This window comes from Bradyrhizobium sp. SZCCHNR1093 (assembly GCF_032381175.1).
GTDB lineage: Bacteria > Pseudomonadota > Alphaproteobacteria > Rhizobiales > Xanthobacteraceae > Bradyrhizobium.
Map to the genome: position 1 here is coordinate 118571 of NZ_JAUHJJ010000010.1, position 21436 is coordinate 140006.

43 protein-coding genes and 2 tRNA genes are annotated in these 21436 nt (G+C 60.0%); 19 read left to right on the top strand and 26 right to left on the bottom strand.

Features of this window, described 5'->3' with window-relative positions; all coding sequences use genetic code 11:
• Window positions 1-4 precede the first annotated feature (4 nt).
• The 22 genes from QX070_RS26280 to QX070_RS26385 form a co-directional block, all read right to left on the bottom strand.
• Window positions 5-382 (bottom strand): hypothetical protein, encoded by a 378-nt coding sequence (locus tag QX070_RS26280; RefSeq protein WP_315740066.1) that lies wholly within the window; start codon window positions 380-382, stop codon window positions 5-7.
• On the bottom strand, window positions 369-695 hold the full coding sequence (locus QX070_RS26285) for a hypothetical protein (protein ID WP_315740067.1): 327 nt from the start codon (window positions 693-695) through the stop codon (window positions 369-371). Before QX070_RS26285 ends, QX070_RS26280 begins: the two co-directional genes overlap by 14 nt.
• Window positions 696-990: 295 nt before the next feature.
• The gene (locus QX070_RS26290; RefSeq protein ID WP_315740068.1) at window positions 991-1218 is read right to left on the bottom strand and encodes a hypothetical protein; all 228 of its coding nucleotides are present in this window, start codon (window positions 1216-1218) and stop codon (window positions 991-993) included.
• Between the two features lie 11 nt (window positions 1219-1229).
• Window positions 1230-1445: a hypothetical protein gene (locus QX070_RS26295; RefSeq protein ID WP_315740069.1), complete on the bottom strand. Its 216-nt coding sequence runs from the start codon at window positions 1443-1445 to the stop codon at window positions 1230-1232.
• A 480-nt stretch (window positions 1446-1925) separates the two neighbouring features.
• The gene (locus QX070_RS26300) at window positions 1926-2399 is read right to left on the bottom strand and encodes a hypothetical protein (RefSeq protein WP_315740070.1); all 474 of its coding nucleotides are present in this window, start codon (window positions 2397-2399) and stop codon (window positions 1926-1928) included.
• Window positions 2396-2581: a hypothetical protein gene (locus QX070_RS26305; protein WP_315740071.1), complete on the bottom strand. Its 186-nt coding sequence runs from the start codon at window positions 2579-2581 to the stop codon at window positions 2396-2398. Before QX070_RS26305 ends, QX070_RS26300 begins: the two co-directional genes overlap by 4 nt.
• A gap of 21 nt (window positions 2582-2602) precedes the next feature.
• Window positions 2603-3109 carry a hypothetical protein gene (locus QX070_RS26310; protein ID WP_315740072.1) on the bottom strand — a complete coding sequence of 169 codons (507 nt, stop codon included), beginning with the start codon at window positions 3107-3109 and terminating at the stop codon, window positions 2603-2605.
• Between the two features lie 8 nt (window positions 3110-3117).
• A complete protein-coding gene (locus QX070_RS26315; RefSeq protein WP_315740073.1) occupies window positions 3118-3300 on the bottom strand; it encodes a hypothetical protein in 183 nt (60 codons plus the stop codon).
• Window positions 3287-3499 (bottom strand): hypothetical protein, encoded by a 213-nt coding sequence (locus tag QX070_RS26320; protein ID WP_315740074.1) that lies wholly within the window; start codon window positions 3497-3499, stop codon window positions 3287-3289. The genes QX070_RS26315 and QX070_RS26320 overlap by 14 nt, the downstream gene beginning before the upstream one ends.
• A gap of 1 nt (window position 3500) precedes the next feature.
• Entirely contained in the window at window positions 3501-3713 is a 213-nt protein-coding gene (locus QX070_RS26325) for a hypothetical protein (RefSeq protein WP_315740075.1), read from the bottom strand.
• Window positions 3710-4045 (bottom strand): hypothetical protein, encoded by a 336-nt coding sequence (locus QX070_RS26330; RefSeq protein WP_315740076.1) that lies wholly within the window; start codon window positions 4043-4045, stop codon window positions 3710-3712. The genes QX070_RS26325 and QX070_RS26330 overlap by 4 nt, the downstream gene beginning before the upstream one ends.
• Window positions 4042-4218, bottom strand: a complete 177-nt coding sequence (locus tag QX070_RS26335) for a hypothetical protein (protein ID WP_315740077.1) — start codon at window positions 4216-4218, stop codon at window positions 4042-4044. The genes QX070_RS26330 and QX070_RS26335 overlap by 4 nt, the downstream gene beginning before the upstream one ends.
• 102 nt (window positions 4219-4320) lie before the next feature.
• Complete coding sequence (locus tag QX070_RS33070) at window positions 4321-4560, bottom strand: ribosomal protein L7/L12 (RefSeq protein WP_409999104.1); 240 nt, start codon at window positions 4558-4560, stop codon at window positions 4321-4323.
• 362 nt (window positions 4561-4922) lie between these two features.
• Window positions 4923-5093, bottom strand: a complete 171-nt coding sequence (locus tag QX070_RS26345) for a hypothetical protein (RefSeq protein WP_315740078.1) — start codon at window positions 5091-5093, stop codon at window positions 4923-4925.
• A 518-nt stretch (window positions 5094-5611) separates the two neighbouring features.
• Entirely contained in the window at window positions 5612-5896 is a 285-nt protein-coding gene (locus tag QX070_RS26350) for a hypothetical protein (protein WP_315740079.1), read from the bottom strand.
• Between the two features lie 110 nt (window positions 5897-6006).
• Entirely contained in the window at window positions 6007-6270 is a 264-nt protein-coding gene (locus QX070_RS26355) for a hypothetical protein (RefSeq protein ID WP_315740080.1), read from the bottom strand.
• A gap of 15 nt (window positions 6271-6285) precedes the next feature.
• Complete coding sequence (locus QX070_RS26360) at window positions 6286-6480, bottom strand: hypothetical protein (RefSeq protein WP_315740081.1); 195 nt, start codon at window positions 6478-6480, stop codon at window positions 6286-6288.
• Window positions 6480-6956 carry a hypothetical protein gene (locus QX070_RS26365; protein ID WP_315740082.1) on the bottom strand — a complete coding sequence of 159 codons (477 nt, stop codon included), beginning with the start codon at window positions 6954-6956 and terminating at the stop codon, window positions 6480-6482. Before QX070_RS26365 ends, QX070_RS26360 begins: the two co-directional genes overlap by 1 nt.
• Before the next feature lie 197 nt (window positions 6957-7153).
• Window positions 7154-7939: a hypothetical protein gene (locus QX070_RS26370; protein WP_315740083.1), complete on the bottom strand. Its 786-nt coding sequence runs from the start codon at window positions 7937-7939 to the stop codon at window positions 7154-7156.
• Window positions 7940-8648: 709 nt separating this feature from the next.
• Window positions 8649-8789, bottom strand: a complete 141-nt coding sequence (locus QX070_RS26375) for a hypothetical protein (protein WP_315740084.1) — start codon at window positions 8787-8789, stop codon at window positions 8649-8651.
• A complete protein-coding gene (locus QX070_RS26380) occupies window positions 8786-8983 on the bottom strand; it encodes a hypothetical protein (RefSeq protein ID WP_315740085.1) in 198 nt (65 codons plus the stop codon). The genes QX070_RS26375 and QX070_RS26380 overlap by 4 nt, the downstream gene beginning before the upstream one ends.
• A gap of 1029 nt (window positions 8984-10012) precedes the next feature.
• A complete protein-coding gene (locus QX070_RS26385; protein ID WP_315740086.1) occupies window positions 10013-10237 on the bottom strand; it encodes a hypothetical protein in 225 nt (74 codons plus the stop codon).
• A gap of 976 nt (window positions 10238-11213) precedes the next feature.
• On the opposite strand from QX070_RS26385, the gene QX070_RS26390 reads away from it, so the two are divergent.
• Window positions 11214-11393 carry a hypothetical protein gene (locus QX070_RS26390; RefSeq protein ID WP_315740087.1) on the top strand — a complete coding sequence of 60 codons (180 nt, stop codon included), beginning with the start codon at window positions 11214-11216 and terminating at the stop codon, window positions 11391-11393.
• 147 nt (window positions 11394-11540) lie between these two features.
• On the opposite strand, the gene ligD is transcribed toward QX070_RS26390, so the two are convergent.
• Window positions 11541-12458, bottom strand: coding sequence for a non-homologous end-joining DNA ligase (gene ligD / locus QX070_RS26395; RefSeq protein ID WP_315740088.1), 918 nt, complete (start codon window positions 12456-12458; stop codon window positions 11541-11543).
• Between the two features lie 567 nt (window positions 12459-13025).
• Here ligD and QX070_RS26400 point away from each other — a divergent pair.
• Window positions 13026-13640 (top strand): hypothetical protein, encoded by a 615-nt coding sequence (locus QX070_RS26400; RefSeq protein WP_315740089.1) that lies wholly within the window; start codon window positions 13026-13028, stop codon window positions 13638-13640.
• Between the two features lie 90 nt (window positions 13641-13730).
• Here QX070_RS26400 and QX070_RS26405 read toward each other — a convergent pair whose 3' ends face one another.
• From QX070_RS26405 to QX070_RS26415, 3 genes are read right to left on the bottom strand one after another with little or no spacing between them, the layout of a single operon-like run.
• A complete protein-coding gene (locus QX070_RS26405) occupies window positions 13731-14462 on the bottom strand; it encodes an SOS response-associated peptidase (protein ID WP_315740090.1) in 732 nt (243 codons plus the stop codon).
• 5 nt (window positions 14463-14467) lie between these two features.
• A complete protein-coding gene (locus QX070_RS26410; RefSeq protein ID WP_315740091.1) occupies window positions 14468-14740 on the bottom strand; it encodes a hypothetical protein in 273 nt (90 codons plus the stop codon).
• A gap of 34 nt (window positions 14741-14774) precedes the next feature.
• Window positions 14775-15260, bottom strand: a complete 486-nt coding sequence (locus QX070_RS26415) for a hypothetical protein (RefSeq protein WP_315740092.1) — start codon at window positions 15258-15260, stop codon at window positions 14775-14777.
• Window positions 15261-15970: 710 nt separating this feature from the next.
• Here QX070_RS26415 and QX070_RS26420 point away from each other — a divergent pair.
• The 17 genes from QX070_RS26420 to QX070_RS26500 all read left to right on the top strand — a co-directional run bounded on the left by QX070_RS26420 (window position 15971) and on the right by QX070_RS26500 (window position 21378).
• Window positions 15971-16147 (top strand): hypothetical protein, encoded by a 177-nt coding sequence (locus tag QX070_RS26420; protein WP_315740093.1) that lies wholly within the window; start codon window positions 15971-15973, stop codon window positions 16145-16147.
• 109 nt (window positions 16148-16256) lie between these two features.
• Window positions 16257-16577, top strand: coding sequence for a hypothetical protein (locus QX070_RS26425; protein WP_315740094.1), 321 nt, complete (start codon window positions 16257-16259; stop codon window positions 16575-16577).
• 97 nt (window positions 16578-16674) lie between these two features.
• A complete protein-coding gene (locus tag QX070_RS26430; protein WP_315740095.1) occupies window positions 16675-16989 on the top strand; it encodes a hypothetical protein in 315 nt (104 codons plus the stop codon).
• Window positions 16986-17417 carry a hypothetical protein gene (locus QX070_RS26435; RefSeq protein WP_315740096.1) on the top strand — a complete coding sequence of 144 codons (432 nt, stop codon included), beginning with the start codon at window positions 16986-16988 and terminating at the stop codon, window positions 17415-17417. The genes QX070_RS26430 and QX070_RS26435 overlap by 4 nt, the downstream gene beginning before the upstream one ends.
• Entirely contained in the window at window positions 17404-17658 is a 255-nt protein-coding gene (locus QX070_RS26440) for a hypothetical protein (RefSeq protein WP_315740097.1), read from the top strand. Before QX070_RS26435 ends, QX070_RS26440 begins: the two co-directional genes overlap by 14 nt.
• Window positions 17649-17712 (top strand) — tRNA-OTHER (locus QX070_RS26445). The genes QX070_RS26440 and QX070_RS26445 overlap by 10 nt, the downstream gene beginning before the upstream one ends.
• 19 nt (window positions 17713-17731) lie before the next feature.
• Window positions 17732-17917 (top strand): hypothetical protein, encoded by a 186-nt coding sequence (locus QX070_RS26450; RefSeq protein WP_315740098.1) that lies wholly within the window; start codon window positions 17732-17734, stop codon window positions 17915-17917.
• Between the two features lie 13 nt (window positions 17918-17930).
• Window positions 17931-18077 (top strand): hypothetical protein, encoded by a 147-nt coding sequence (locus QX070_RS26455; RefSeq protein ID WP_315740099.1) that lies wholly within the window; start codon window positions 17931-17933, stop codon window positions 18075-18077.
• Window positions 18057-18131 (top strand) — tRNA-Gly (locus QX070_RS26460). The genes QX070_RS26455 and QX070_RS26460 overlap by 21 nt, the downstream gene beginning before the upstream one ends.
• Before the next feature lie 16 nt (window positions 18132-18147).
• Complete coding sequence (locus QX070_RS26465; protein WP_315740100.1) at window positions 18148-18393, top strand: hypothetical protein; 246 nt, start codon at window positions 18148-18150, stop codon at window positions 18391-18393.
• A gap of 3 nt (window positions 18394-18396) precedes the next feature.
• Entirely contained in the window at window positions 18397-18534 is a 138-nt protein-coding gene (locus QX070_RS26470) for a hypothetical protein (RefSeq protein WP_315740101.1), read from the top strand.
• On the top strand, window positions 18531-18701 hold the full coding sequence (locus QX070_RS26475; protein ID WP_315740102.1) for a hypothetical protein: 171 nt from the start codon (window positions 18531-18533) through the stop codon (window positions 18699-18701). Before QX070_RS26470 ends, QX070_RS26475 begins: the two co-directional genes overlap by 4 nt.
• A gap of 135 nt (window positions 18702-18836) precedes the next feature.
• The gene (locus tag QX070_RS26480; RefSeq protein WP_315740103.1) at window positions 18837-19316 is read left to right on the top strand and encodes a hypothetical protein; all 480 of its coding nucleotides are present in this window, start codon (window positions 18837-18839) and stop codon (window positions 19314-19316) included.
• Window positions 19313-19666 (top strand): hypothetical protein, encoded by a 354-nt coding sequence (locus tag QX070_RS26485; RefSeq protein WP_315740104.1) that lies wholly within the window; start codon window positions 19313-19315, stop codon window positions 19664-19666. The genes QX070_RS26480 and QX070_RS26485 overlap by 4 nt, the downstream gene beginning before the upstream one ends.
• A gap of 2 nt (window positions 19667-19668) precedes the next feature.
• Window positions 19669-19932, top strand: a complete 264-nt coding sequence (locus QX070_RS26490) for a hypothetical protein (RefSeq protein WP_315740105.1) — start codon at window positions 19669-19671, stop codon at window positions 19930-19932.
• 330 nt (window positions 19933-20262) lie between these two features.
• Window positions 20263-20466 carry a hypothetical protein gene (locus QX070_RS26495; RefSeq protein WP_315740106.1) on the top strand — a complete coding sequence of 68 codons (204 nt, stop codon included), beginning with the start codon at window positions 20263-20265 and terminating at the stop codon, window positions 20464-20466.
• A gap of 381 nt (window positions 20467-20847) precedes the next feature.
• Complete coding sequence (locus QX070_RS26500; protein ID WP_315740107.1) at window positions 20848-21378, top strand: hypothetical protein; 531 nt, start codon at window positions 20848-20850, stop codon at window positions 21376-21378.
• The last annotated feature ends 58 nt before the right edge of the window (window positions 21379-21436 follow it).

Consider the following 21436-nt stretch of genomic DNA (forward strand, 5'->3'; position numbering starts at 1 on the left):
AAATTCACAGATCGTAGCTGCGCTCTCCGGCGATGTCGCGACAGATCGCCATCCGCTTCTCCTCGATCTCCTTTGGAGAATACTTGCTGGTCATCCACTCGATGGCGTCACCATAGCTGGCGCATTGCTGCGCATCTCGCTCCCCCTCGTAGCCGGCATTCTCGACCACGACATAGACCGTAGTCCTCGCCCTGGCGTCGACGATCTTGTTGAGCGCCATATCGAGCTGGTCCCGCAGGTTGCGGGCGTCGATTGTGCTAAGAACGCCGCAGAACTTGGTCGCGCCTTTCGGACCGTAGATCGACAGGATGATCCTGTCGTTCTCGGGATTGTCATAGCGCCAGCCGGAGCTGGTTCCGGAAGCGTGCTCACTCACTCCCATCTTCGTCCTCCTCTTCCTCGTCCTCGATGTAGGACTCGGCTGGAGCTTGATCGGGAAGGCTTCGCAGCAGCCTGATCAGTGTGCCGGCCTCTTCAGCTTCGCCTTCACGGTCGTTATCGGCGTCGCTATCCCGCTTCTGCTCCAGGGCTGCGATGATGTGGACAAGGTTGTCGCGCAGCAGCTTCTCGATGCCCTGCAGTCGGTCAACTTCTGCGATGGCCGCCGTCGCCTGCAGCTCGCAGTCATCGGTGTCCAGCGAAACGTTAAGCGCTCGGTTGAGGTCGTCCATGTAGTCAGGCGGGGTGTAGCTCACAGCTCGCTCCGTTCGCTGATGGTTGCACCAAAGGAATGAATGTCGCCCCATACATGCGGCGTGAGGGCGGCTGGTACGGGTTAGTCGGATGCGCGACCATCTCCATGAAGGCGATGTCGGCATCGGCGAGCCGGCGACGCGCCACTTCGTAGTGCTGCAGCTGTGTCAACGTCATTTGCATTTGCCTTCAAGCAAAGTCCAAGGCGCACCTCGGGCGGGAATGGGGTGCTTGGCCTGCTAGGTACTTGGGTCCAGACCAGGTCTGCTCGCGACTGAGACCCGCTTGCCTAACGATTCACCGCGAGACCGTTTCTCCGTGGATCCAAAGCCTGATCGTGCCGTCATCGGCAATGATGATGTCGGCTTCACCAGAGCTGATCGCGCCGATCGCCTTGCGCTGTGCTGGCGTCAGGCCTGGGACCGTGTCGGTGTCGATATCTTCAAGCGATTCCGACCTGCCATTGTGCGTCAGATACAGGTTGCGGTAGATGTGATCGGTGCCGCGAAGTAGTGCGTCGCTCATAGCTAATCCTCTCAGTCGTTCAGTCCGTGGTACTTGCTCAGATCATCCCACGATGCGTCCCACACCGAGCGGGCTGAGTTGCTCAGATCGGCGACGGTGACGCGGCTCACGCGGTTGGAATAGCAGATACGATTCCGGTAGAAGTCCCGCGCCTCGATGAACGAGGGGAACGGATGCTGGTCATGTGATCCGTTCGCGAAGTGGATCGTAACAGTGACGGTCGACATGGCTGCACCTTGAATTGCACCAGCGGAATTGGCTGGCCCGCCGCTGGTCGGGCTATGGGTCCGGTCGCTCCCGGCTTCACCGGTCATAAAACGTAGTTGCACTCAGTCAGGGTTTCAGAAAGGTTCGATTACTTCTTCATGGCCTACCTCCGTTGCTCTTGTGTGAGCGCGGCGATCATCCGGATTTGGCAGCTACCGGCATATACAGCCGGGCTCGCTTGCTATGGGGGAGGATGCCCGCGCTCGCAGAAGAGCAAGGTTGGCCGGTTATACCGCCGGCCTCGGTGTCGCGATCTCGGCTCGCGTAGCCTCTTCATGAGAGCGGTGCTGTCTCTCCGCTCAAACGTCCTGCGTGGTCATGGGTGCCGTCACAGCCAGGCGCACGGTTTCACGCGCCTTTAGCTCGGGCTCTGAGTGAGAACCGTTGCGGATCTCCCCATAAGATGGGCGTGCAGACCGCTTTACCGCACGCCGGGGACCTCACCAGTTGATGTCAGACGAGAGCACGTCTCGCTTGGCATCCTTCCAGCTGTGGTGAAGCTGGCCGGACTCGATGCCGATGATTCGGGCTTCCTTGCGCGTCACGAAGCGACCCGTGGACGTGAGGAAGCCGTCGATATCGTCGGGCTTGCCGACCCGGGGATCTGGATCGTTCGGGTCGATCGATTGCCGCAGCTCATAGTGCGAGCGCAGTCCGCCCTTCACCTCACCATCGCGCTTGATGGCGACGCACGCGAGCCGCTCCTTGCCGACCGTTGATTTGCCAGAACCGACGACGACGCACACCAGCTGTCCAGGCTTGAAGGACGGCGGCTCCAGACCATCATAGTCGGAAGCCTTGAGGCTCCCGACATATTCCGGATCGACATCCACCTGCATGTGGCCGAGTGGCAGTGAGAAGGGCAGGTTGGCCGCAGTGTCGTAGGCTGCCTGCGATTTGGCCGTGACGATCATGCCGGCTCTCCCAGATATTGGCGGATGCCCGCCTTGAGTTGCTCGTCTGTCGCGCCGTCCTCGATCAGTTTCTCGGCGTGAGCGTAGATGCGCGGGATCGCCGTCATCGAGAGAATCATGCCGGTAATGGCACGCTGGATGCGGTCGGCGTCGATCTTCTGCTGCCGTTTGGTTCGTTTCATGCGGACTCCTCCAATATGTGCTCATTGGTCTAGCTCCCGCAGCAGCTGCTCGTCAGCGGCCGTGAACTCCGGTTTCGGGACCTTGGCTCGTACCTGATCGATCGCAACCTTGGTAAGGCCGTTATCGTCGGCCACGACGTCTAGATCACGAATCAGCTCGGCATAGTTCCAGGCGTGATCGGCGGTCCAGTGAAACTCGTTGTCGTGAATCTGCTGCAGCTGCTTGAGCAGTTCGACGTGCTGGCCGAACCAGGACGGAATCTGGTCTCCGTAGTGCTTCACCAGTGCATGGACATCGGAGCCGTCCGAGGAACTCTCCGGATCATCCATATCCGGATCGTAGCTCTCATCCGGCAAGAAGTAGCCTGCCACGCAGACCCGGCCGTCATCTCTGCGGTAGACGCATTCGTAGCCAGCGCAATTGCGTGTGCTGGGGATCGCGGACGGCCCTTCGGACGTGGCAAAGAAGACACAGGCCTGATCGAAGACTTCCTGAGCGCTCGGCTCGTGATCGAAGATATGCGGCATGGCTGGCCTCAGTGGCTCGTGTTGCGATGGATGATCCGGCGAGCCTCGCGCTTGTCCGCGCATGAGAGGTGTTCGCCAGCGTGATAGCGGCGGACCAGCTCGGACTCATAGGCGGCGGAGCGAGCTTCGATCGTCGGACCGGGCGACAGGACTCGTTCGATCTCACGGAGGAGCTGGTTAGTCGTCGGCATCGTCATCCTCCTCGTCGATCTCTTGCTCGGAGTGGGCGATTTCCATTCCAGCGCTGGCAACCTCTTCAAGCTCTCCGGCAATGACGTCGTCGCCGAGCGCAATGGGCGGGGCTGCGAGCTTGTCGCGTGCCAGGGCAAAGAGACCCGCATCATCGATGTTGCCCTCGACGTCGAGGATCACGAGAACAGCATGCTTCATGTCAGCTCCTCGCAGCCTTGTAGCGCTCCAAGATCTCATCGAACTCGGCGCCGTTCGGGATGTCGTCGACTGCGGGATTGGGATGCGCGGGATCGCCGCACCACTCGCAGTAGTAGCCATCCTCATCGAGCACGGCGGTCCTGGCGCACACGGGACAGCTTGGTGGGGTGAAGCCGCACAGATCCTTCCAGAGCTTCTCGCTGGCCTCGGTCATGTCAGCTCCTTGCCGGCGATGCCGCCGGTCAACACGTGGGCTTCGCAGTTGGGGCAGACCTTGGCGTACGTTCGAAGCCACTTCAGCTTGAGCGTGGCGATGGTGGCCTCGGCCTCGGTCATGGTGGCGAACTGCCGGGCGTTGCTGCGCCAGCTGCTCCACAGCTCGGTCTCGCTCCATGGAGCGACCCGGCTTGTCAGGTAACGGACGTCGCGCTTGCCTGTGTGATCGGCAGCGATGCCGTTCCACGTCGCGACGACGAATGTCGCGGAATTGTTGACGCGATCGATCGTCTCTTGGCTCGGTGGCTTGAAGCCTTCGGGGAATCTCATGCGAACACCACGAACAGGAACGCGGCGAGCTTGGTGAAGCCGGCGCAGGTGGCGAGGATGCCGATCAGTGGACCGATGGTGACCGCGCCGACGAACGCCACGGTGAGCAGAAGGCCGAACAGCAGCTGCATTCGAGCCTGGTGGCAGCCCGGCGGCGGATTGCGTCGGATCATGTCAGCCTCGCCAGATGTAGAGGAAGGCGCCCAGGGCGGAGAGGATCATCCCGCCGGTGATGATGTATTCACCGATGTGTCCGTGCATGGTCAGGCTCCCGGTCAGCCTTCGGTGGAAAGGATGTACTGGATATCTTTGATCGCGCTCATGAGCGGATCTGTCGGCGCAGCCTCGGCGGCTTCGACGAGGCTTTTGGCGTGGACCAGGCCGAGGCCGGTGATCTCACGCAGCGCCTTGATGGCAGCGATCTTGTTGCTGCCGATCTGCCGCGACCGGCCTTTCTCGGCGTCGACGACGTAGCGGACCAATCTGGCGATGAAGTCTGTGTCGAGCGTGATCATGTCGAACCTCGTTGGCATGTGCATTTGCACGAAGACGAAAGCAAACGCAAGGGCGCATGTGTGCCCTCGGCATGGAACTTTGGATGGTGAGATGGCCAGGGCACGGATCGAACGTGCATGGTAGCCATCCGGCGTTTGCGACCCCAAAGCCCGTTACCGGGACGTGCCTTCACGCCTGGCCATCACACCATCCAAGGGGCAAGCCCTTGACTTTCCTTTGCATTTCTGATAGAAAATGCAAACGGAGTTGACTGGATTGGCACCAGATCAGGGGGCGGGAACAGCGAAAGTTCCGGTCCAGGAAATTGGTCGATTAATTCCCGAAAAACCCCGTCAGAAATTCCCGCGAGGGAATTTCGGCCTCATTTTCCGAAGGCCGCCTGAAGGTACTCGAACGCCATACGGACCAAGCCGGCCGAGGCGTTACCAGACCCCAGAAGGTAGGCTACCTCGTTCAGGGCGTAGCACTGTTCCAGGGTCTTCGATGGGGTAAAGCGAAGCTCCTGGTAGAGCTTCTGAAGCATGTCGAGCATGATTGGCTCCGTGCGTTAGAGTTGACGAAACATCCAAGAAACAGCCGAAAATCCAGGGGCCGCCCATTCGCGGGCCGCCGGACAAGCACACCCTCAAGAGAGAGCAGAGACAGGGGATGCAGAGGGGACAGGAGAGGGAGTAGAGGCAGGGAGACCAGGAGGGGGGAGGCTAATCACCCAATCGGACCCACCAGTCTCGACGGTCACCTAAAGCCGGCAAATCGATGCAAATCGCAGCCAGAGCGCCAGGTTCGTCGATCTCAACCTTCCCTCGCCATAAAAGAACAAATTTGCATTTTCGCGCCTCAACGCACCCTGGAAACACCAGATCTAGTGTGCTGAGGGGTCAAAATGGTCCCAAAACCGGGTCTGAGACCCCCTTTTCGAGGCCTCAGGCACCAGATGTTGTGTTCACCACCAAATTCCTCCGGTGATCCAGCCGGCGCTTGCGGCTGCGAGCATGATGACGACACTCCAGAACGGGTCGACGCGGTACGAGAGCAGACCCATGGCGCACCTCACGCAGCGAACGGCTCAACGACGGCTTCCTCGTAGGCACCGTCAGCGGTGACCTCGACGATGTGAAAGCCGTGATCGGGGTGGATGCCCTTGCCGTTCTCGAAGGGCTTGCCGGGGGCGTAGCGGGTTCGCATGTAGTCGAGCCACTGCTCGGCCTCGAAGCGCTCCACGTCGTGGTTGAGCATGATGCGACCGGAGCGATCGCGGATATTGAACAGGCCGGGGACGGGTACGTCGTCTTGGGAGACCAGCTTGAGCCAGTCGAGGGCAGGGATGATGGTCATGGCAGTCACCATGTGTTCGAGTTGGCGGGTTGTGGGAGGCGCAAAGAAAAACGCGCTGCAGAGGGTGCAGCGCGTTGCTCAGATCAGGTGAGATGGAGTGTCGGCAGACCTTACGGTCGCAGGATGCGCTCCAGGATCGCCAGGGCGGCGATGCCAGCTGCGACCATTCCACCGAGGCGGACGGTCAGGCGCAGCACCGCGTTGTCGATTGCTGCGGTCAGCTCGGTCTTGGTGGCAGCCAGGTCAGTCTTAGTCACAAGCTCGGCCATGATGAAGTCCCTTGCGGCTTCCGCCTGGGCATCGGCCTGGGGTCGGGGGATACCCCCATCCTGTAGCCGCTTCGAATAGCCGAGCGTATCAAAGGCGTAGGCCATAGTCATTCCTCATGGTCACCATTTCAGGGGTCGGTTCTGCTCGATCAGGTCGTCGATGAGGCGGACCGCTTGGTCTCCTCGCTCGTCCTTCTCGAGTGCGGTGTGGAACATCGCCGCGTAGGTCCGCTTCTGTTTGCGGGACAGGCGGCAGCGGATGTGGCGCCCGAGCCGGGACAGCCGGCCTTGCGCCTCCTCGAAGCGCGGATGCATCATCGGAAGCCAGCCCCGGTGATGGTGATCCGTTTCGAGAACGGGTTGACCGTGATGGTCGCCTTGTCGCGGCCACGGCCATCGGTGACGTGCAGCGTGTGATGCCGGCGCAAGTCGGTCGGCAGCTCGCAATCGCGTTCGTTGCGTTCGGCAGCCTTGCGCTTGCGGGGCGCTTCACGGCGGATGCGTGCGGCGGGGGCGGGCGAGTAGATCGACTTCGGCTCATACTGGCCGGTCTTGCCCAGACGATCGGGGATCTCGTTGTGCTCGTACTCGTCGAAGAAGCGGTTGAAGGTGGCGACCTCTTCGCGAGCCTTCAACTCGGCTTTCGTCGGCAGCGGGGGCGGGGCAGACGGCGCATAGTTCGCGGCCAGCCAGTCCTTCGCCATGTCCAGCCTGCGTTCCAGCTGCGCCTCGCGCTCGGCACGGTCGACGATTTGGCGCGCAGTGGGGCGTTCGATGAAGCGCTTGCCCATCGTTGCAACTCCAAAGATTTGAGGGTGGGGGTCGCTCTGGTGTGAGCGGGAAAATTTCCAAACCCGGCCAGCTCGCGCTGCGTGTCAGCGCCGGCCCCTGCCGGAAAAAGTCAAAAAAAAGACCGCACCGAAACCCCGCCCGGTGAGCCGGGCAGGGCTTGGTCTACTCCGCGGGATTTGGTTTCGCTGTGCTGCCCTTAGGCGGCCTTCTGCTCTGCCGGGATGAGGGCGGGCGCCTCGGTCGCGGCTTCGCCGAACACCGACTCGATGGTTTCATCGGTCGCGGCGCGCTTGGCGACAATCTCATTGAGCCGCCGAATGAGAACGGAGAGTTCCCCGTCCGTCATGCCGTCCGCCCGCTTGACGATCGACTCGATTGCGTCAACCTGCTTTTGCGGCTTGTCGACGGACAGCGCGGCCGTCATCTTGGCGAAGGAACCGCCATAGGTCCGCTTGACGAAATCCGTGAAATTCTGCACCAGCGCTTCGCCCGATGCGCCGGCCTTCTGTTTTGCCAGCATGTCCCGGATGACGTCCGCGTGATTGGTGCAGACGTCCGTCATCAGGCGGAAAGACCACGTGCGAAGCTTGGACAGCCCTTCGTTGAGCTTGGCGCCTTCCGGCTTGGCGAATTGCGTTTTCACGCTCTTTCCGCCGTCGATATATTCGGACACGGCAGCCTCACGCGCCTTCTTGTCGCGAAGCGCCATGAAGCCGGACACCAAATGATCCGTGTCGCGCCACACCGGGTTTCCCTTGCTGGCGAAATACTTCAGGAAGGCGCGGAACACCTTCTTGTTTTCCTTGTCGTCGATTCCCTTGTCGGACTCGGCGAGCTCCACTTGCTTGTTTGCCATGACAAGGGCCAGCGAAACGGTGCCCGTGAACGCGGCGGCATCGTCCGCCTTGACAGCCCTGACGGCCGCATCAAGAACGATTTGGCCAAGCGAGCGCGCGGGGGTAGCATTCTGAGTCGTGGTCATCGTCGGTTCCCTTTCCTTTGCTCTAGATGCAGTTTCCGGGAGGTGCCGGAAGATTTCGGCGTGGAGACAAAGGTTTCCCGTGCTCTGGAAACGAGGTTTCCTGAGTTCCATGCGAGTCGAGAGACTCGTATCGCGCGAAAAACCTAGACCGTGTTCCGAAACTCCCGTTTGCTCGTTTGCATCTGACATCTAGACAATAGTTGATAATGCAAATCGTTCAAGGAAAAGATTTCGCTGTAAAATCAATGGTTTATACTTCTGACATTCCGAAGACTTCGAGTTTCATTATTAGTTCAGGGCAAAAAATACAATGAAAACAAATGGATATCGAAAAATCATCTAACTAATAGCTTTTGCATTTTTATCGTATGCAAATGTGCATGCCTCGTATGCAAATGACAGGTTCCCTCTCGCGAGGTGCGTGTGCGGGAAATCAGAATTTTTTATGCGAACAGGGGGGCTGGCATGGCCGTGAGCCCGACAGATCCCGCGCCTAAAAGATGAATTACGCCGAGACGACCGAGCGCCTGCTTTCAAACGATGGTGCATCGTGGCTACAGGCCTCGCATAGGAGCTGGCTGTACTCGACCATGGCCTGTGCCCTGTCCCGCAGCCCGCCTCTCCACGGCCCTCCCTGGCTGTATGAAGACGGGGGGGTGGCCCAGAAAATCGGGCGTCACCCTTTCAATCGTTTCCGCGGCGCGTACCCCTAAAAGGCCATTTCCGGCGAGCGCTCGTCAGCGTGACCTCGCGTCGCGTCCCGCATGCGGACGCCGATCATGTTCGGCGCCTTGGTGGCCTCGGCATTGGCGAGGGCATCGGCCATCATCCTGTCGACGGCGGAGGTCATGACATCCTCCGCTCGCAGGCCGTGATCACCTGGTCGCAGATGAACATCGCCTGCGCGTCATCGATGGTCGCGCCGCCGAGCTTCGCCATGACCAGGTTCTGGATCAACCGCTTCTCCGCCAGAGCCTCTGCGAGGGTCTGCAGGCAGATCGCGGCGCCCTGGAACTTATCGGCCAGGCGAGCGGTCCGGCTCACTTCGATGATTTCGACTTCGTGAAGTTGCATCTCGCCCGGTTAGCACGAATGCAAACAAAATGCAAACGTGGTGAGGCAGCAATATGTTACCTATGATTGAAAAAGAACATTGCGTGTACAGAATTGTTGCGGTATTCTTCTGACATTCCGAAGTGGAGTCTTGAATGTCTGATAGCCTGATCCAACGCATACGAACCCACCTCATTGACGAGCGGATCCATAACCGGGTCGAAGCCAACGCAGAAATCGAGCTTATGACCAATGTCGAGCTGGTCGAGGTGATCAGCTTCGTGCTCGAAGATATTCTAGCCAGACGTCCGACGTGGTCGCCGCTTCAGGAGCGCCGCTGCCGGCAGGAGTTTCGGGCGAGACACAGGGGAAACAGGCATCGCAGCCAGAGACATTTTCGACCCCAATCAGCGACTGGTTCTCCGCTCCCTAGTCGACCGTGAGGGGGGTGAGCTATCGGATGATCCGATGGCTCTTCGCCCGCTTCTTCGGGGGCTCGGGAGCAGGCGTGTCTTTGCGAAGAGCCTGCTTCATCGCGATCCAGGAGTGCAGCATGAAATCACGCCCCTCGGCAGCTAGGGCGGACCAGGGAGAGATCAAGCCCCGAGGCCGTCGTGCCAGGATGGCGGGCCGGCAACAGGAAGCTCGTCAACCTGTTCCTGGGACGAGCCAAGTTGTCGCGGTGTGGCGTCCCGGAACCAGATCGGTGCAATCCTGTTAACTCCGTACGCCGCTCGTACAATCGGGTCTTGCCAAACAAGCCGGACGATGCTGACACTGTTGCGCAGTTCACAGCTTGTGAATGACCAGTGCAGGCGGCCTATCGACTCTACGCTGATAGACCACCTGCTGCTGGGCGCGCCAGGCGAGCGGGGCCGGTTTCGATCTTGCAGGACGGATACCGGTCCCCTCCCACCGCCAGCCAGAAGACGGCGGATGGGGCCTGAGTGCAAGCTACACAGCAGTTTATCCACATATAGCCCGGCAAGACTCACGAGACCGTGATTAGTTACCGGGATTCTACCGAATGGTCTTGTAGCTCTTGGCGCGCTTCTTCGGCGGCTCCGGATGAAGGGCGTCCTTGCCGAGCGCCTGCTTCATCGCGATCCAGGCGTGCAGCCGGAAGTCACGATCCTCCGCGGCGCCGATCAGGATCTCGATCGCGGTCTGCCACTCGCGCTGCTTCTGAATATGACCTGGCAGCGAGAGGATGTAGTTGGCTGCCTCGCGAAGCGTCCTCGCCACGCCGCCATCCGGCAAAGCGATCTCGTCATCGAATTGATCAGACCACGCCAGGGTGGCGCTCCATGGTAACTATCTATGAAACGAATGTTGCCCAATCGACGCTTGCGAAGAGAATGAGCGACGCTCAATTAAACACTCTTTAACCCGGCTGCGGGAAGGTTAAAATCAAGAACCAACAAGGAAAAGGCCCCGGAAAACGTCCGGGGCCCTCCTAACAGCTTGTGAAGCTTTTAGATTACCTGCGGAAGTACAGCAGGATCAGCTTCGTGACGTCGAGTATTAGCTCGACGAAACGCCAAAAGTCATCTTGTGGAGCGGGCATCTAACCAAGCCTCCATAAGGTGGACGGGAATGGGAGAGGGTGTTGACGCATCCTCTCCCGTTTCACAGGGCCAATGACCTACCCCGCTTACCGTCAGACTCGCATGCACCTCGTTAAAATGAGTTTACCACAGGGAGCATATTAGGATCTCGTCCGCCTCCGCTCCGAACGGCTGGCGCTGTTCGATGTCGGCAGCGGGCTTGCGATCCGGACCGCCAATGAGGGGAGTGCGCGCCATGGCACCAGATTGGCGCGAATATCGGTTCTATCTCATTGATTAGCTGAGATTTTTTGATCTTTCCACAAGCGCCGCCAAAGCCTCCTCGACCTCATCAAGATCCTGAAGATCGGCGAGCGGCTCGTCGTTGGTCGCCTCGGCCACGAATCCATCCGGCATCAGCGGGACCTCTCCCACATTGCAAAGCGGGCAGGGCTCACTAGGCGCTCCAGAACCGCACGCATGATCTCCGATGCGCCATGCCGCGGGCGAGCAGCAGGATCCAGTACGCCGTGATGCGCCGACAGGCTCAACCGAATATGCGGGAGGTGCGGTCCGCGATACCGACATATAGTGTTTCTGTCAATCCGAAAAAGAACATTGCAGGAACGTGCGGGATGTGGCACACTGTTCTGGCAATCCGAAGAGGAAGCCGCATGAGCGACAGCCTAATCCAACGCATTCACATTCACCTAACCGACGAGCGTATCGATAGTCCTGAAGAGGTCACGGCGGAGCTTCGGCTCATGGAGAATGACGAACTGGTCGAGCTGATCTCGCTCATGCTCGACGACATCATGGAAGGTCGTCCGACCTCGCGTCGTATGTTCAATTAGGCAGGCTGGCGAGCGCTCCGCTGTGACTCACGTTGGCCTGACTTCCGCAGCAAACGCCAGTGTGTTGCTCGAGCAGTAGTTGCCCCATTGGGCCGCATGAGATTGACTACGCCGCCAGGCGTAGTCTCTGCCAAAGCAGCGTCCACGTCATAGGTCCTCCCGCAAACCCTTAAAGTAGGGGTGGCGGAGTTTTCCTTCGGCCGACTTTGTCCGGTACTCGATCTCCGCGAGCAGTCTCGGCTCAACCCAAACGCCGCGATGGTCGACGCGCTTCGCGTAGGGCTGTGTTTCCCGGATCAGCGGCTTCAGCCGGCTCCGTAGCTCGTCGGCGGAGTTGCGGTCGAAGCCATGGTCGACCTTGCCGGCATAGACAAGGTCCCGGCCCTTGTAGCGGCCGAGATAGATGCCGTCCCAGTTGTCGCCGTCGAGCGCGAAGCCGGCGATCGGCAAGGTCTCGCGCTGGGCACAGGTCTTCTTGACCCAAACGTTGCCGCGGCCGGAGACATATCGGCTGTCGCGCACCTTCGAGACGACGCCTTCCAGTCCGATCTTGCAGGCGTGACTAAACATCTCGTGGCCGTCGATCTCGAAGCTCTCACTGAATTGCACGTCTGTGCCGGCGACCAGCTTTTTAAGCTGTGCCTTGCGCTCGAACAGCGGCAGCTGGAGCAGGTTTGATCCGTTGAGATAGAGTAGGTCGAAGGCGACCAGGACGATCTTCTTGGAGCGCCCCTTAAGCTCGTTCTGCAGCACGGAAAAGTCGGTCGCACCGTTGGTTTGGGGCACCACGACCTCACCGTCGATGATCGCTGATCCCGCGCCGATCTCTCCAACATCGTCGGCAACCTTGCGGAAGCGCTTCGTCCAGTCATGGCCGCGGCGTGTATAGACCGTTACCGCGCCCTCGCGCAGATGCACCTGGACCCGATAGCCATCGAACTTGATCTCATGAACCCAGCGCTCACCCGCGGGAACGCGATCGACGGACGTGGCGAGCGCCGGCTCGATGAAGCCGGGATAAGGTAACTTGGTGTGGATCGCTTTCGGCCGCCGACGCAACGCCACTGCACAGGGACTCCAGAGACAAATAACCGATTCGAGTCCTTGGCGCGTGATTGGTTCCGTGCGTCACCTGCCTGCGTGCCCCGGCGAGCGAAAAGCTCTCGGGTCAGTGGGTAAGTTTGATCGTAGTAGACGACAGGGGTGGCGGAGGGGCAAATCCGAGTGCAATATTTGAAAGCATGAGCCACTTTGATTCTGCCAAAGAGTCCCTATGGGATCAAATTCGGCGCTCTCGGAAGGCGCTCTCAGAATATCGGCGGGGTTTCCGGAGCTTTCGAAACAGAAGCGAAACCACCGCCCATTGGGTGGAGTTTCATCGCGGAACTGTGCACAAATGCCTTCGCCTGCTGAGGCGTTATCGAGATCGCGAGCAAGTTGGGGAATAGCCATCCCAAGCGCCCTGGGGAAGACAACAGCTTGGGAAAGCGATTATTGAGCATGGCGAACTACGGCAGCCCGATGGCGCGCGCCAGTGTCAGGTAGAAGTTGAATACCCGTCTTGGGTATGCTGGCGTTCTCCACCGGCGGGCGCGAGTTACGGTCCCGCCATAGAAAACAATCGATCACGACATGTCACCCGACACAGTCAAATGGTTCTCAGAGAACTGGGCTGCTCTCACCGCAGCGCCTTGGGCGTTCGTTAGCTTGGCGGTTGTTATGCTTGGAGGGGGGTATGTAATAGGCACATGGTTCAAGAACGGCGAAATTTCGATTTTGGATCGGCGTATCGCGGAATACGAAAGTAAACTGAAGGTCGGATCACCGGATGAGGCCAAGACAAAGATTGATCGGTTGGAGGGTGAACTGGCCGGGATGAACAAAGTCCTCTCAGTCACCGTGGGAAAGCATTGGGATGTCCTGTCAAACGCGGAGATCGCGGCTTTAGCCGAAAAACTGAGGCCGATGGTGCAACACCGAGTTCAGCTGATGTATTTGAATCAACTCGGAAGGCCGCTGGCGGAAACGATCTATGAAGCCTTTAAAGGAGCTGGCTGGACTGGCGTCACCTTGACTGATGGTGGTGGGAGTCAGCTGGGTATCATTGCCGGTCCCGGGCCGAAGAAAGCCGGAGCAATCAAAGCCGCAATTGAAAGCTCGACTAGGCTCAAAGTCACGGTTGACAAGCCAAACAGTCCAGAAATCGACGATCTAATCTATTTGTTCATCGGGATTAATACCGGTTAGAGGCTCGGTGACGAAGCCCACCCTCGCCGCTCAATCAGTCGGTCAGCGGATCGATCGCTGACTTTCGATTCCTCGAATGCTCACAATGATCTAAGTCTCCTGAGGATCTTCCCGCGCACCGCGCGCGACGATCCGGAGCGCATCGTCCGGCAGCGGCCGTTGCAGCGCCTTCGCCTCGTCCCATGGGGAACGCAACCAGACGTCGTATTCTTCCGCCGTGGTTAGGATGACCGGCATGGCCTTGAGATGGATCGGTTTGACGATCGCATTCGGATCAGTGGTCAGGAAGCCGTAGACGTCGATCGAGACCTCGCCCTCCTTGATCTTGCGAACCGAGGTCCAGTGCGTCCACAAGCCTGCGAACGCCAGCAGGGGACGGTCTTCGCTGGCCGCGAACCAGACCGGCACCTTCTTGCCGTTGACCTCGTCGTATTCGCTGAAGGAGGTGAATGGGACCAGGCAGCGGTGGTCAGGGCCCAGCCAGCGCTTCCAATGCTTGCTCGCGACATTTCGGATATTGGTGGTGCCGCTGTCGGGCTCTAGGCGCAGCAGCTGCTTGAAATCGACAGTTTGGCCCTTGGCCTGAAGCCGTTCGGCACGTCGCTTGGTCGCGTTCATCAGCGCCTGTTGTGACGAAGGCATGCCCCAGCGCGCCATCACGAGCTCGCGGCCATCGCCAGCGTTGCGCACGATCGGGGCGGGATAATCGGGGAAGATGCCGGGCAGGGAGGGCAGGTTGCCGGTTCGATTGTGCTCCGGCGCGATGCCAAACAGGCGGCGAATAGCGTCGACGTTCTTGGTCATCGAGTAGAGATTGCACATAGAAACTACACGAAGTGCCGAGGTGGGCCTTCCTTCCCCAGCACCATTTGCCTCAGCTCCTCGACGATCTTTATGGTCTTCACTGTGTGATCTGGGGAGGCGGATGCTCCAAAATGTTCAGTTAGAGTCTGAGCAACGTCGGCTGATTGGTCGAAACCTTCCGCAATTGCCTGTCGGAGTGTGGGGTTTAGCGCCAGCTTACTTAGAACATTCCCCACAACGATGCTCAGCGCGAGTGTTTCGGCGGAGAGGGAATGAATTTCTTTCTCGGTGTCCATGACTACCTCTGATCTAGCTCAACAATCTGGATAGTTAGCTCTCCCGGGCCCGACCAGGCTCCGGATCCGGTGCCGCGAAGGCGAGCCGTAGAATGTGTGCGCGCTGCCGACCCCAGCGTCTCTTCTCGCTGCACGGCTCGCAATAGAGCGCTGCCTCGAGCTTCCAGATCGGCGTTGCCGGCGGCCGATCGAGCGCGCGCAGGGCGACCACCGAAATCCGCCGGCAGCGATTGCACTTGGCCTCGACAAAGTCGAAACCGGCATTGAGCGCCATTCCGATCGTCGGGTTAGCCTGCGGCTCGCCTGGCGCGGGCATAGCCGGTCCGCCGGCCCACATGATCGCGTTCCAGGCTTCGCACTCCAGCCGATCGGCTTCGCGAAGTTTCTCCTCGGCCGCGCTGCGGATCAGCTGCGACTGAGCGAAATAGCTGTCGTGCAGACCATGAGCATTGCGCACGCCCTTGGCCTGAGCCTTGCGATCGCCACCGGACAGTGGGATTTGGATGATGCGCGGGGACATGGCGCCCAGGATTCCCGACATCGATGAGGAAGGGAAGCCGCTATGTCTGGGGGCGTCCGTCACCGCGGTGCCCCAATAGCCGGCCCTTGATCTCCTAATTCCTAGCCAAGGGCGAGACAGGGCTTGACCCGATACTTGAGGTTGCCAGTCCTGGCCATGCTGTTTGCCCGCACCAGGGGCGGGGGCGCTATCGCGCCCAGATCTCAACCGAAACAGGGCGCCGCGGAGGGGGAGGGGGTGTCAAACTGGCCGACACCCCCTGTCAAGCTGGCCGACACCCCCTGTCAAATACGCCGACACCCCCTGTCAAACTGGCCGACACCAATAACCGTATACTAGAACCCTCACTATAACCCCCATTCTAACCATGTCATCTCCGCCTGGCGGCGGGCGCCGGCCACGTCATCTGCAGCCGGTCAGGGACGATCAGGTTCCGTGATTTGCATTCGCGTTTGCAGTGGACTTGACGAAAGGCGTATATTGGGGTACAGAACAGTTAGATTGGCATTCGTGCAAATTCAAGAAACCTGACAGTTCGCCCTGATCCCGGGAACGCCGGCCTCCAACGCTGGCGTCCCCCGGGGGAAGGCGCGGAAAGGATCACCTGTGGCTCCACTCGCATCCCTCGTCCTGACGCCGGCCGTGTTCGCCGCCGTGCTCGGACTGTTCTGGATCCTGCGGTGGTTCGGAATGCCGCCGGGAGCACGCTCGTGATTCTCGCCGACGTCGAGTTCGTCGTCGTCATCAGCCAGCTGATCCTAAAACTCATCACCCTCGGCTTCGTCGCCATGGCGCTCGTCACGATCCTCGCTCTCGGCACTCTGCTCGTCGAGAACCTCTACGGACGCTCCAAGCCGGAGCAGCCCAAGCGGCGTCGTCCGTTCTGAACCAGTTTCCCAGAGACCGGTGCTCGCCAACGGCAGCCCGGCTCACCCTTTCAAAGCGAGAAGGCCAGACCTCATGGGCGTGAGTGCTGCACTGATCTCGAAGGCGCAAATGGCTTTCGACGACGAGCTGAGGCTGTGGACGCGCCACGGCACCTGGCGGCCGGGCATGACCCAGCTGCGCCGGGACGAGTCGCTGAACATGCTGATGCCGCTCACCATCGGGCCGGACATCGTTCCTCACGAGGAGATGACCATCCAGCATCATGACGTCTCCGACGACCTAGTTCACCAGTTCCTGTTCTTCCACGCGATGGAGAAGGCGCTCGAAGCCGTCCAGGACGACATCACCAGCGCTGCGGTCAATGCAGTCACGACCGCTGAGGCGCCAGTACCTGGGCGCCGCCGTCGCCGCCGGCAGGAGGCAGCGTGAACATGATCGCGCATGAGATCACACAGATCCTGATCGGCTTCGCTATCGCGATTGCATTCATGGTTCTCGTCGCAGACGTCGAGGCAGGGAAGCGCTGATGCCGAAGGGGCAATACCAGATCCCATTCGACAAGGATGGCAACCAGCAGCACTGGGCTGACCGCTGGATGACTGATCTCGAATGGCGCGACAACGCTCCGTTCGTGGCGACGCTGACCTATGTCGGCTACAGCCGCGGCAGGTCCGCCGCCTATTTCGACTTCAAGGACCACAACGGCAAGATCGTCATCGTCTTCCTGAAGGACTTCGAGGCCATGATCCCGCACCTCGTCAAGGGTTCGGTGACCGGCTCATTCAAGTTCATCAAGCGCGGCCAGAACTACGGCTGCCAGCTCATCAAGGCCGGCGCATGACCACAGTTGCCTACAAGGACGGCGTCATGGCGGCTGACACCCTCATCATCAAGGGGTCGACGAAGTTTGGCCATGTCACCAAGATCGTAAGGCGCGACGACGGAGCCCTTTGCGGCTGCTCTGGCAACTTGAACTGGGCTCAGGCCTTTCACCGCTGGTTTCTGGCTGGTGAGATCGGAGATCCGCCGGAGCTGAGCGAATACGACACCGGGCTCATCGCCAGGAATGGTGAGCCGGAGGTGGATGTGTTCGAGCAAGGCGGTTCATACCGCTGCAAGGTGAATTGGACTGCGATCGGATCTGGCAAGGAGTATGCGTTCGGCGCAATGTGCGCCGGAGCGGATGCTGAACAGGCGGTCGAGATCGCCTGCATCTACGATCCTGCATCGGCTGGACCACGAACGGTGCTTCGACATGACGAAGCCTGATCCGATCTCGACATCGCCTCTCGCCAAGCAGGCCTACCAAGTCATCAAGCATCTGGACCAGGTGGTCGGAACGGTCGAAGCGCAGGCCTGGATGGCCCGCGGAAATGAGATGCTCGGCGGCCTGACGCCGGTCGGCGCCATCAAGGAACGTCGGATCGACGACGTCCTCAAAGCCATGCGCGCCGTCGCCATGGAAAGGGGGCTCTTCGAGGAGCCCTTCCTGCCACCTTCGCCGAAGTAGTTCAGTGGGAGAATGCCCGCAGGGGATGCGCTGGTTCGAGCCCAGTCTTCGGCAACCCAACGTATGAGGAATCATGAGGCTGAGCCCAACGCTACTCTACTGGTATTTCGGCTGCCTGATCATCGCGGCCAGCGCCTGGATCACGCATGGCGTAACCACCATCAAGGATGGTCGCACACTTCTGCTGCTCGTCGGCACCATCGCATGGCCTGTTGGCGTCATCCATGGCTGGGGCATCTGGCTCGGCTTTTGGCCGTAACAAGGAAATCGGCATGAAGCCCTCTCTGATCCCGATCGAGATCAAGCATCTGAAGGCCTGCCTGACAGACCCGAAGCGTCGCACCGATCTCGGCCAAGCCCTGTGCCGCCAGGAAGAGAAGCGGCTGCAAGATCTCATTGCTGGGGTAGCTCAACGGTAGAGCGTCTGCCTTCCAAGCAGATGGTTGCGGGTTCGAGTCCCGCCCCTCGCTCCAATTCAAGGACTGTTCCATGGGGAACGCCATCATCGCGGCGAGCACGGACATTGCCGAGAAATACATCTCAGCGTTTGATCTTGATACCCGGCATTGGCGCGTGTTTCGGCACGGCGACAGCCCGCGCAGCTATCAGTTCGATCGCATCGTGATCATCCGCCCGCACTGGCAGACCAGCGGCGGCGAGATGATCGATTTCGAGGGCCAGGCGAAGGCCTGGATGACCCGGCTCGTCCGCTGCGGACATCTCACGATCATCTGATCAATGCGTACCGCCAGGCTGTTCGGCATCGCGACGGCGGTTCTGCTGACCCGTTCCGCTGCCATGAACCTGGCTGCCGTCATCAAGGCACACGAGGCCACTGACAAAATCAACAACCTGTTCTGCATCGAGGCACAATGAGCTTCATCGAGACCCTCATGATCGCCTTGGCGATCTATTTCGGCCTGGCAAGTGTCGGCCAAGGAATCTGCAATATCGGCGATGGCATCGAGCAGGCCGGAATCCGGATCAGCGAAACGCTCGAAGCGATGTTCGAGGACATCGAAGACGAGGACGAGGATCTTTGATGCCGTTCCCGCTGTCGATCTTCCTCTTCAGCTACGTGATCTGGCAAACCTCGATCGAGCGCGCCTTCACCTTCAACCTCGCCGAGATGCGCTCCAGCATTTGACCGCCCGTTGAGACGAGCCGGAGTCCCCGACATGAAAGCCCTGGTCCGCCTGGCTCTGGCCGGGCTCTTTGCGCTTGTCTTTACCCATGCCGAAGCCACCGTTGTGATCAAGAACGATCCCGGCGGGAAGATCGTCGACTTCATCGACAAATACTCCCGTCTGCGGGCCTCAGGAGAGGCAGTGGTGGTCGATGGCGACTGCGCCTCCGCATGCACCATGATGCTCGGAATGCTTCCCAGTGCTCAGTTCTGTGCCACCCAGGCGGCAGCATTCGGCTTCCATACCGCGACCTCGCGATGGCGCGATGAGAATGGCGTCATGAGGGAAGGGCACGCCGTCGAGATGTCGTCTCTGATGTGGCGGATGTATCCGCCGCGGGTCCGCAAGATGGTCAGGGGCATGGGCTGGAATGGTGACCGGCCGGAGATCCCGCACCCCGAGGTCATCTGGGTCAAGGGAACGAAGGTTCGCCTGATCGCGCGTGACTGCACGAAGGACGACCTGAGATGACACGCGGCGTTCTGCCGGATCGCCGCCAGCTTCCGTCGACGATCAAGATCGGGATCTTCGTCTACCAGTTGGAGCACTGGGATCCCGCTGTCGCGGACGAGCAAGACCTGATGGGTCTATGCGACCGCTTCAACTTCATCATCCACGTTCGAGACGACCTTCCGGACTCATCGTTCGCTGAAGTCCTCGAACACGAGATCAATCATGCCTGCTGGCACGCCGCCTCGCTCAAGAGCCGCGCCCAGGAGGAGACCGTCGTGAACCGGCTGACGCCGGTCATGATCATGGCTCGCCGCGACAATCCAGCGATCTATGCCTGGATCGATCGCGCCATTGCCCAGAAAGACTGACCATGCGCAACGCAATGGTTGCCGACACCAAGAAGCACGCCGAGGTGATGATCGCCTGGCTGCGACTTGACCCCAAGGACTGGGAGCCCGTCACATACGGGCAGAAGATCGCCAAGCTGTATTCGAACTCCCTGCTGGTCTACCCCGCCCGCGGCGTCTCGGACGAGCACTGCGACTGGGTTCTGGAGCAACTGATCCCGAGCACCAGCATGGCGATCGACGCGCTGCCGCAGCACTGGCGGCTCCCGCAGGAGCATATCGCCTGATGGCCACAAAGAAGAAAAAGAAGAAGAAGGTCTCCAGGGCCAGGATCATCACCGACCTGCGCCTGGAGCGCAAAGCGCGGGCGCGTCGCAAGGCCGCCGGCTGACGTGCACGAATACCCGGAGCTGTTGTGTAACAGGGAGCTGCGCCAAAAATAGCGCAGACCGTCTGACCCGGCCCGGCCGCACGGCTGCGGGGTTTGCCTCCTTTACCCGCCCCGTGCTGCTCCGAGAACAAATCAGCCGGCGCCCACCGGCTGCAAAACCTCGGAGCCCCATAAACGCCTACCAAGAAGAAGAACAATGGACAAGGTACGAGAGTTTCGGGCTCGAGTGCGGATTCGTTGGCATGCCTTCATCGCCGCTCTCACCTGCGCCACGCCGGTTCTGCTGCAGCAGCTCCAGGTAATCGACCTGAAGCCGCTCCTGACCCAGTATATGAGCGCAGAGCTTGCGGCCGTTGTGATCGGCCTGCTGCCGTTCTACATCGCGCTGCTGCAGCCCATGATCCACTTCGAGGATCGCAAGGACAAGTGAGCACCGCCGGCACGGCTCGGGTCGCCCCCGCTGCGTGCCGGCAGACCCTGAGCGCTCAGGGACATCGGGCGGAAATCCCGACATACAAGCCCCATCGAGCGACGATGCCAATCAAGCATCCAGCGCGGGAACCGCGCCGTGGCGTTGCTGACCCACAAGCCCCTAAAGACGATAGGAGTCGGGTCGCTCCTGGGCGTGAATTTCTCGGTGCTCGCCGGCTGTCACCTGAAGACATAGGGGTGGCGGGTTAAATGAGGCCATGCGTCAAGCCGAGCGCTGGCGTCGCGCCAGAGCAGCGCAGGATAGTCAGGGAGTGGAGGGCCTGCGCCCCGTGGAAGCTCCAACAGTTTTACGCCAGAAACATCACGGAGAAGAGCGCTCATGGCGCGATATGCAATTATTGACACCAGCACCGGAACCGTCATCAACGTCGTCGAATACGAGTCTGATCCTGGTAATCCTCCGCCGGGCTTCCCCGATGGCATCATTGCGGTGCAGTCAGATCAGGCTGGCCCTGGCTGGCATTGGGATGGCACCCAGTTCACAGCTCCGCCACCGCCGCCTCCTGCTCAGTGGCAGCTATTTGGCTATGCCAATTCGATGTATGGCACCAAGTCGAGCTATATCGTGACGATCGGCGACGCACAGGTTGCCGTTCCTGCGACGACCGACGTCCTGACGGTGATTAATGGTCTGAGTCTTCGCCTGCAGCAGCCAAATCCGCCGACTTCGATCTACCTTCAAGTCGGCCTGTTCAACGTGATTGAGGTCCCTACGGAGGTCTTCGCTCAGCTGTCGGTCGAAATCTACGATCTGGCTCAGGCTGCAGCTGCAAAGCTGAAGGTCGCTTTAGAAGGCATATCGGCCGGAACGATCACGACCTACGAGGAGATCGACAGCATCTTCGCATAGAACAGAACAAGCGAGGCGCAGGATACACCTAACGTGGGCCTGCGCCCGCTAAGGCTTT

Coding starts and splice junctions, on each gene's coding strand:
- QX070_RS26280 (WP_315740066.1), bottom strand. CDS start 382: ATGGGAGTGAGTGAGCACGCTTCCGGAACCAGCTCCGGCTGGCGCTAT.
- QX070_RS26290 (WP_315740068.1), bottom strand. CDS start 1,218: ATGAGCGACGCACTACTTCGCGGCACCGATCACATCTACCGCAACCTG.
- QX070_RS26295 (WP_315740069.1), bottom strand. CDS start 1,445: ATGTCGACCGTCACTGTTACGATCCACTTCGCGAACGGATCACATGAC.
- QX070_RS26300 (WP_315740070.1), bottom strand. CDS start 2,399: ATGATCGTCACGGCCAAATCGCAGGCAGCCTACGACACTGCGGCCAAC.
- QX070_RS26305 (WP_315740071.1), bottom strand. CDS start 2,581: ATGAAACGAACCAAACGGCAGCAGAAGATCGACGCCGACCGCATCCAG.
- QX070_RS26310 (WP_315740072.1), bottom strand. CDS start 3,109: ATGCCGCATATCTTCGATCACGAGCCGAGCGCTCAGGAAGTCTTCGAT.
- QX070_RS26315 (WP_315740073.1), bottom strand. CDS start 3,300: ATGCCGACGACTAACCAGCTCCTCCGTGAGATCGAACGAGTCCTGTCG.
- QX070_RS26320 (WP_315740074.1), bottom strand. CDS start 3,499: ATGAAGCATGCTGTTCTCGTGATCCTCGACGTCGAGGGCAACATCGAT.
- QX070_RS26325 (WP_315740075.1), bottom strand. CDS start 3,713: ATGACCGAGGCCAGCGAGAAGCTCTGGAAGGATCTGTGCGGCTTCACC.
- QX070_RS26330 (WP_315740076.1), bottom strand. CDS start 4,045: ATGAGATTCCCCGAAGGCTTCAAGCCACCGAGCCAAGAGACGATCGAT.
- QX070_RS26335 (WP_315740077.1), bottom strand. CDS start 4,218: ATGATCCGACGCAATCCGCCGCCGGGCTGCCACCAGGCTCGAATGCAG.
- QX070_RS33070 (WP_409999104.1), bottom strand. CDS start 4,560: ATGATCACGCTCGACACAGACTTCATCGCCAGATTGGTCCGCTACGTC.
- QX070_RS26345 (WP_315740078.1), bottom strand. CDS start 5,093: ATGCTCGACATGCTTCAGAAGCTCTACCAGGAGCTTCGCTTTACCCCA.
- QX070_RS26350 (WP_315740079.1), bottom strand. CDS start 5,896: ATGACCATCATCCCTGCCCTCGACTGGCTCAAGCTGGTCTCCCAAGAC.
- QX070_RS26355 (WP_315740080.1), bottom strand. CDS start 6,270: ATGGCCTACGCCTTTGATACGCTCGGCTATTCGAAGCGGCTACAGGAT.
- QX070_RS26360 (WP_315740081.1), bottom strand. CDS start 6,480: ATGCATCCGCGCTTCGAGGAGGCGCAAGGCCGGCTGTCCCGGCTCGGG.
- QX070_RS26365 (WP_315740082.1), bottom strand. CDS start 6,956: ATGGGCAAGCGCTTCATCGAACGCCCCACTGCGCGCCAAATCGTCGAC.
- QX070_RS26370 (WP_315740083.1), bottom strand. CDS start 7,939: ATGACCACGACTCAGAATGCTACCCCCGCGCGCTCGCTTGGCCAAATC.
- QX070_RS26375 (WP_315740084.1), bottom strand. CDS start 8,789: ATGACCTCCGCCGTCGACAGGATGATGGCCGATGCCCTCGCCAATGCC.
- QX070_RS26390 (WP_315740087.1), top strand. CDS start 11,214: ATGAGCGACAGCCTAATCCAACGCATTCACATTCACCTAACCGACGAG.
- QX070_RS26400 (WP_315740089.1), top strand. CDS start 13,026: ATGTCACCCGACACAGTCAAATGGTTCTCAGAGAACTGGGCTGCTCTC.
- QX070_RS26405 (WP_315740090.1), bottom strand. CDS start 14,462: ATGTGCAATCTCTACTCGATGACCAAGAACGTCGACGCTATTCGCCGC.
- QX070_RS26410 (WP_315740091.1), bottom strand. CDS start 14,740: ATGGACACCGAGAAAGAAATTCATTCCCTCTCCGCCGAAACACTCGCG.
- QX070_RS26415 (WP_315740092.1), bottom strand. CDS start 15,260: ATGTCCCCGCGCATCATCCAAATCCCACTGTCCGGTGGCGATCGCAAG.
- QX070_RS26425 (WP_315740094.1), top strand. CDS start 16,257: ATGGCTTTCGACGACGAGCTGAGGCTGTGGACGCGCCACGGCACCTGG.
- QX070_RS26430 (WP_315740095.1), top strand. CDS start 16,675: ATGCCGAAGGGGCAATACCAGATCCCATTCGACAAGGATGGCAACCAG.
- QX070_RS26435 (WP_315740096.1), top strand. CDS start 16,986: ATGACCACAGTTGCCTACAAGGACGGCGTCATGGCGGCTGACACCCTC.
- QX070_RS26440 (WP_315740097.1), top strand. CDS start 17,404: ATGACGAAGCCTGATCCGATCTCGACATCGCCTCTCGCCAAGCAGGCC.
- QX070_RS26450 (WP_315740098.1), top strand. CDS start 17,732: ATGAGGCTGAGCCCAACGCTACTCTACTGGTATTTCGGCTGCCTGATC.
- QX070_RS26455 (WP_315740099.1), top strand. CDS start 17,931: ATGAAGCCCTCTCTGATCCCGATCGAGATCAAGCATCTGAAGGCCTGC.
- QX070_RS26465 (WP_315740100.1), top strand. CDS start 18,148: ATGGGGAACGCCATCATCGCGGCGAGCACGGACATTGCCGAGAAATAC.
- QX070_RS26470 (WP_315740101.1), top strand. CDS start 18,397: ATGCGTACCGCCAGGCTGTTCGGCATCGCGACGGCGGTTCTGCTGACC.
- QX070_RS26475 (WP_315740102.1), top strand. CDS start 18,531: ATGAGCTTCATCGAGACCCTCATGATCGCCTTGGCGATCTATTTCGGC.
- QX070_RS26480 (WP_315740103.1), top strand. CDS start 18,837: ATGAAAGCCCTGGTCCGCCTGGCTCTGGCCGGGCTCTTTGCGCTTGTC.
- QX070_RS26485 (WP_315740104.1), top strand. CDS start 19,313: ATGACACGCGGCGTTCTGCCGGATCGCCGCCAGCTTCCGTCGACGATC.
- QX070_RS26490 (WP_315740105.1), top strand. CDS start 19,669: ATGCGCAACGCAATGGTTGCCGACACCAAGAAGCACGCCGAGGTGATG.
- QX070_RS26500 (WP_315740107.1), top strand. CDS start 20,848: ATGGCGCGATATGCAATTATTGACACCAGCACCGGAACCGTCATCAAC.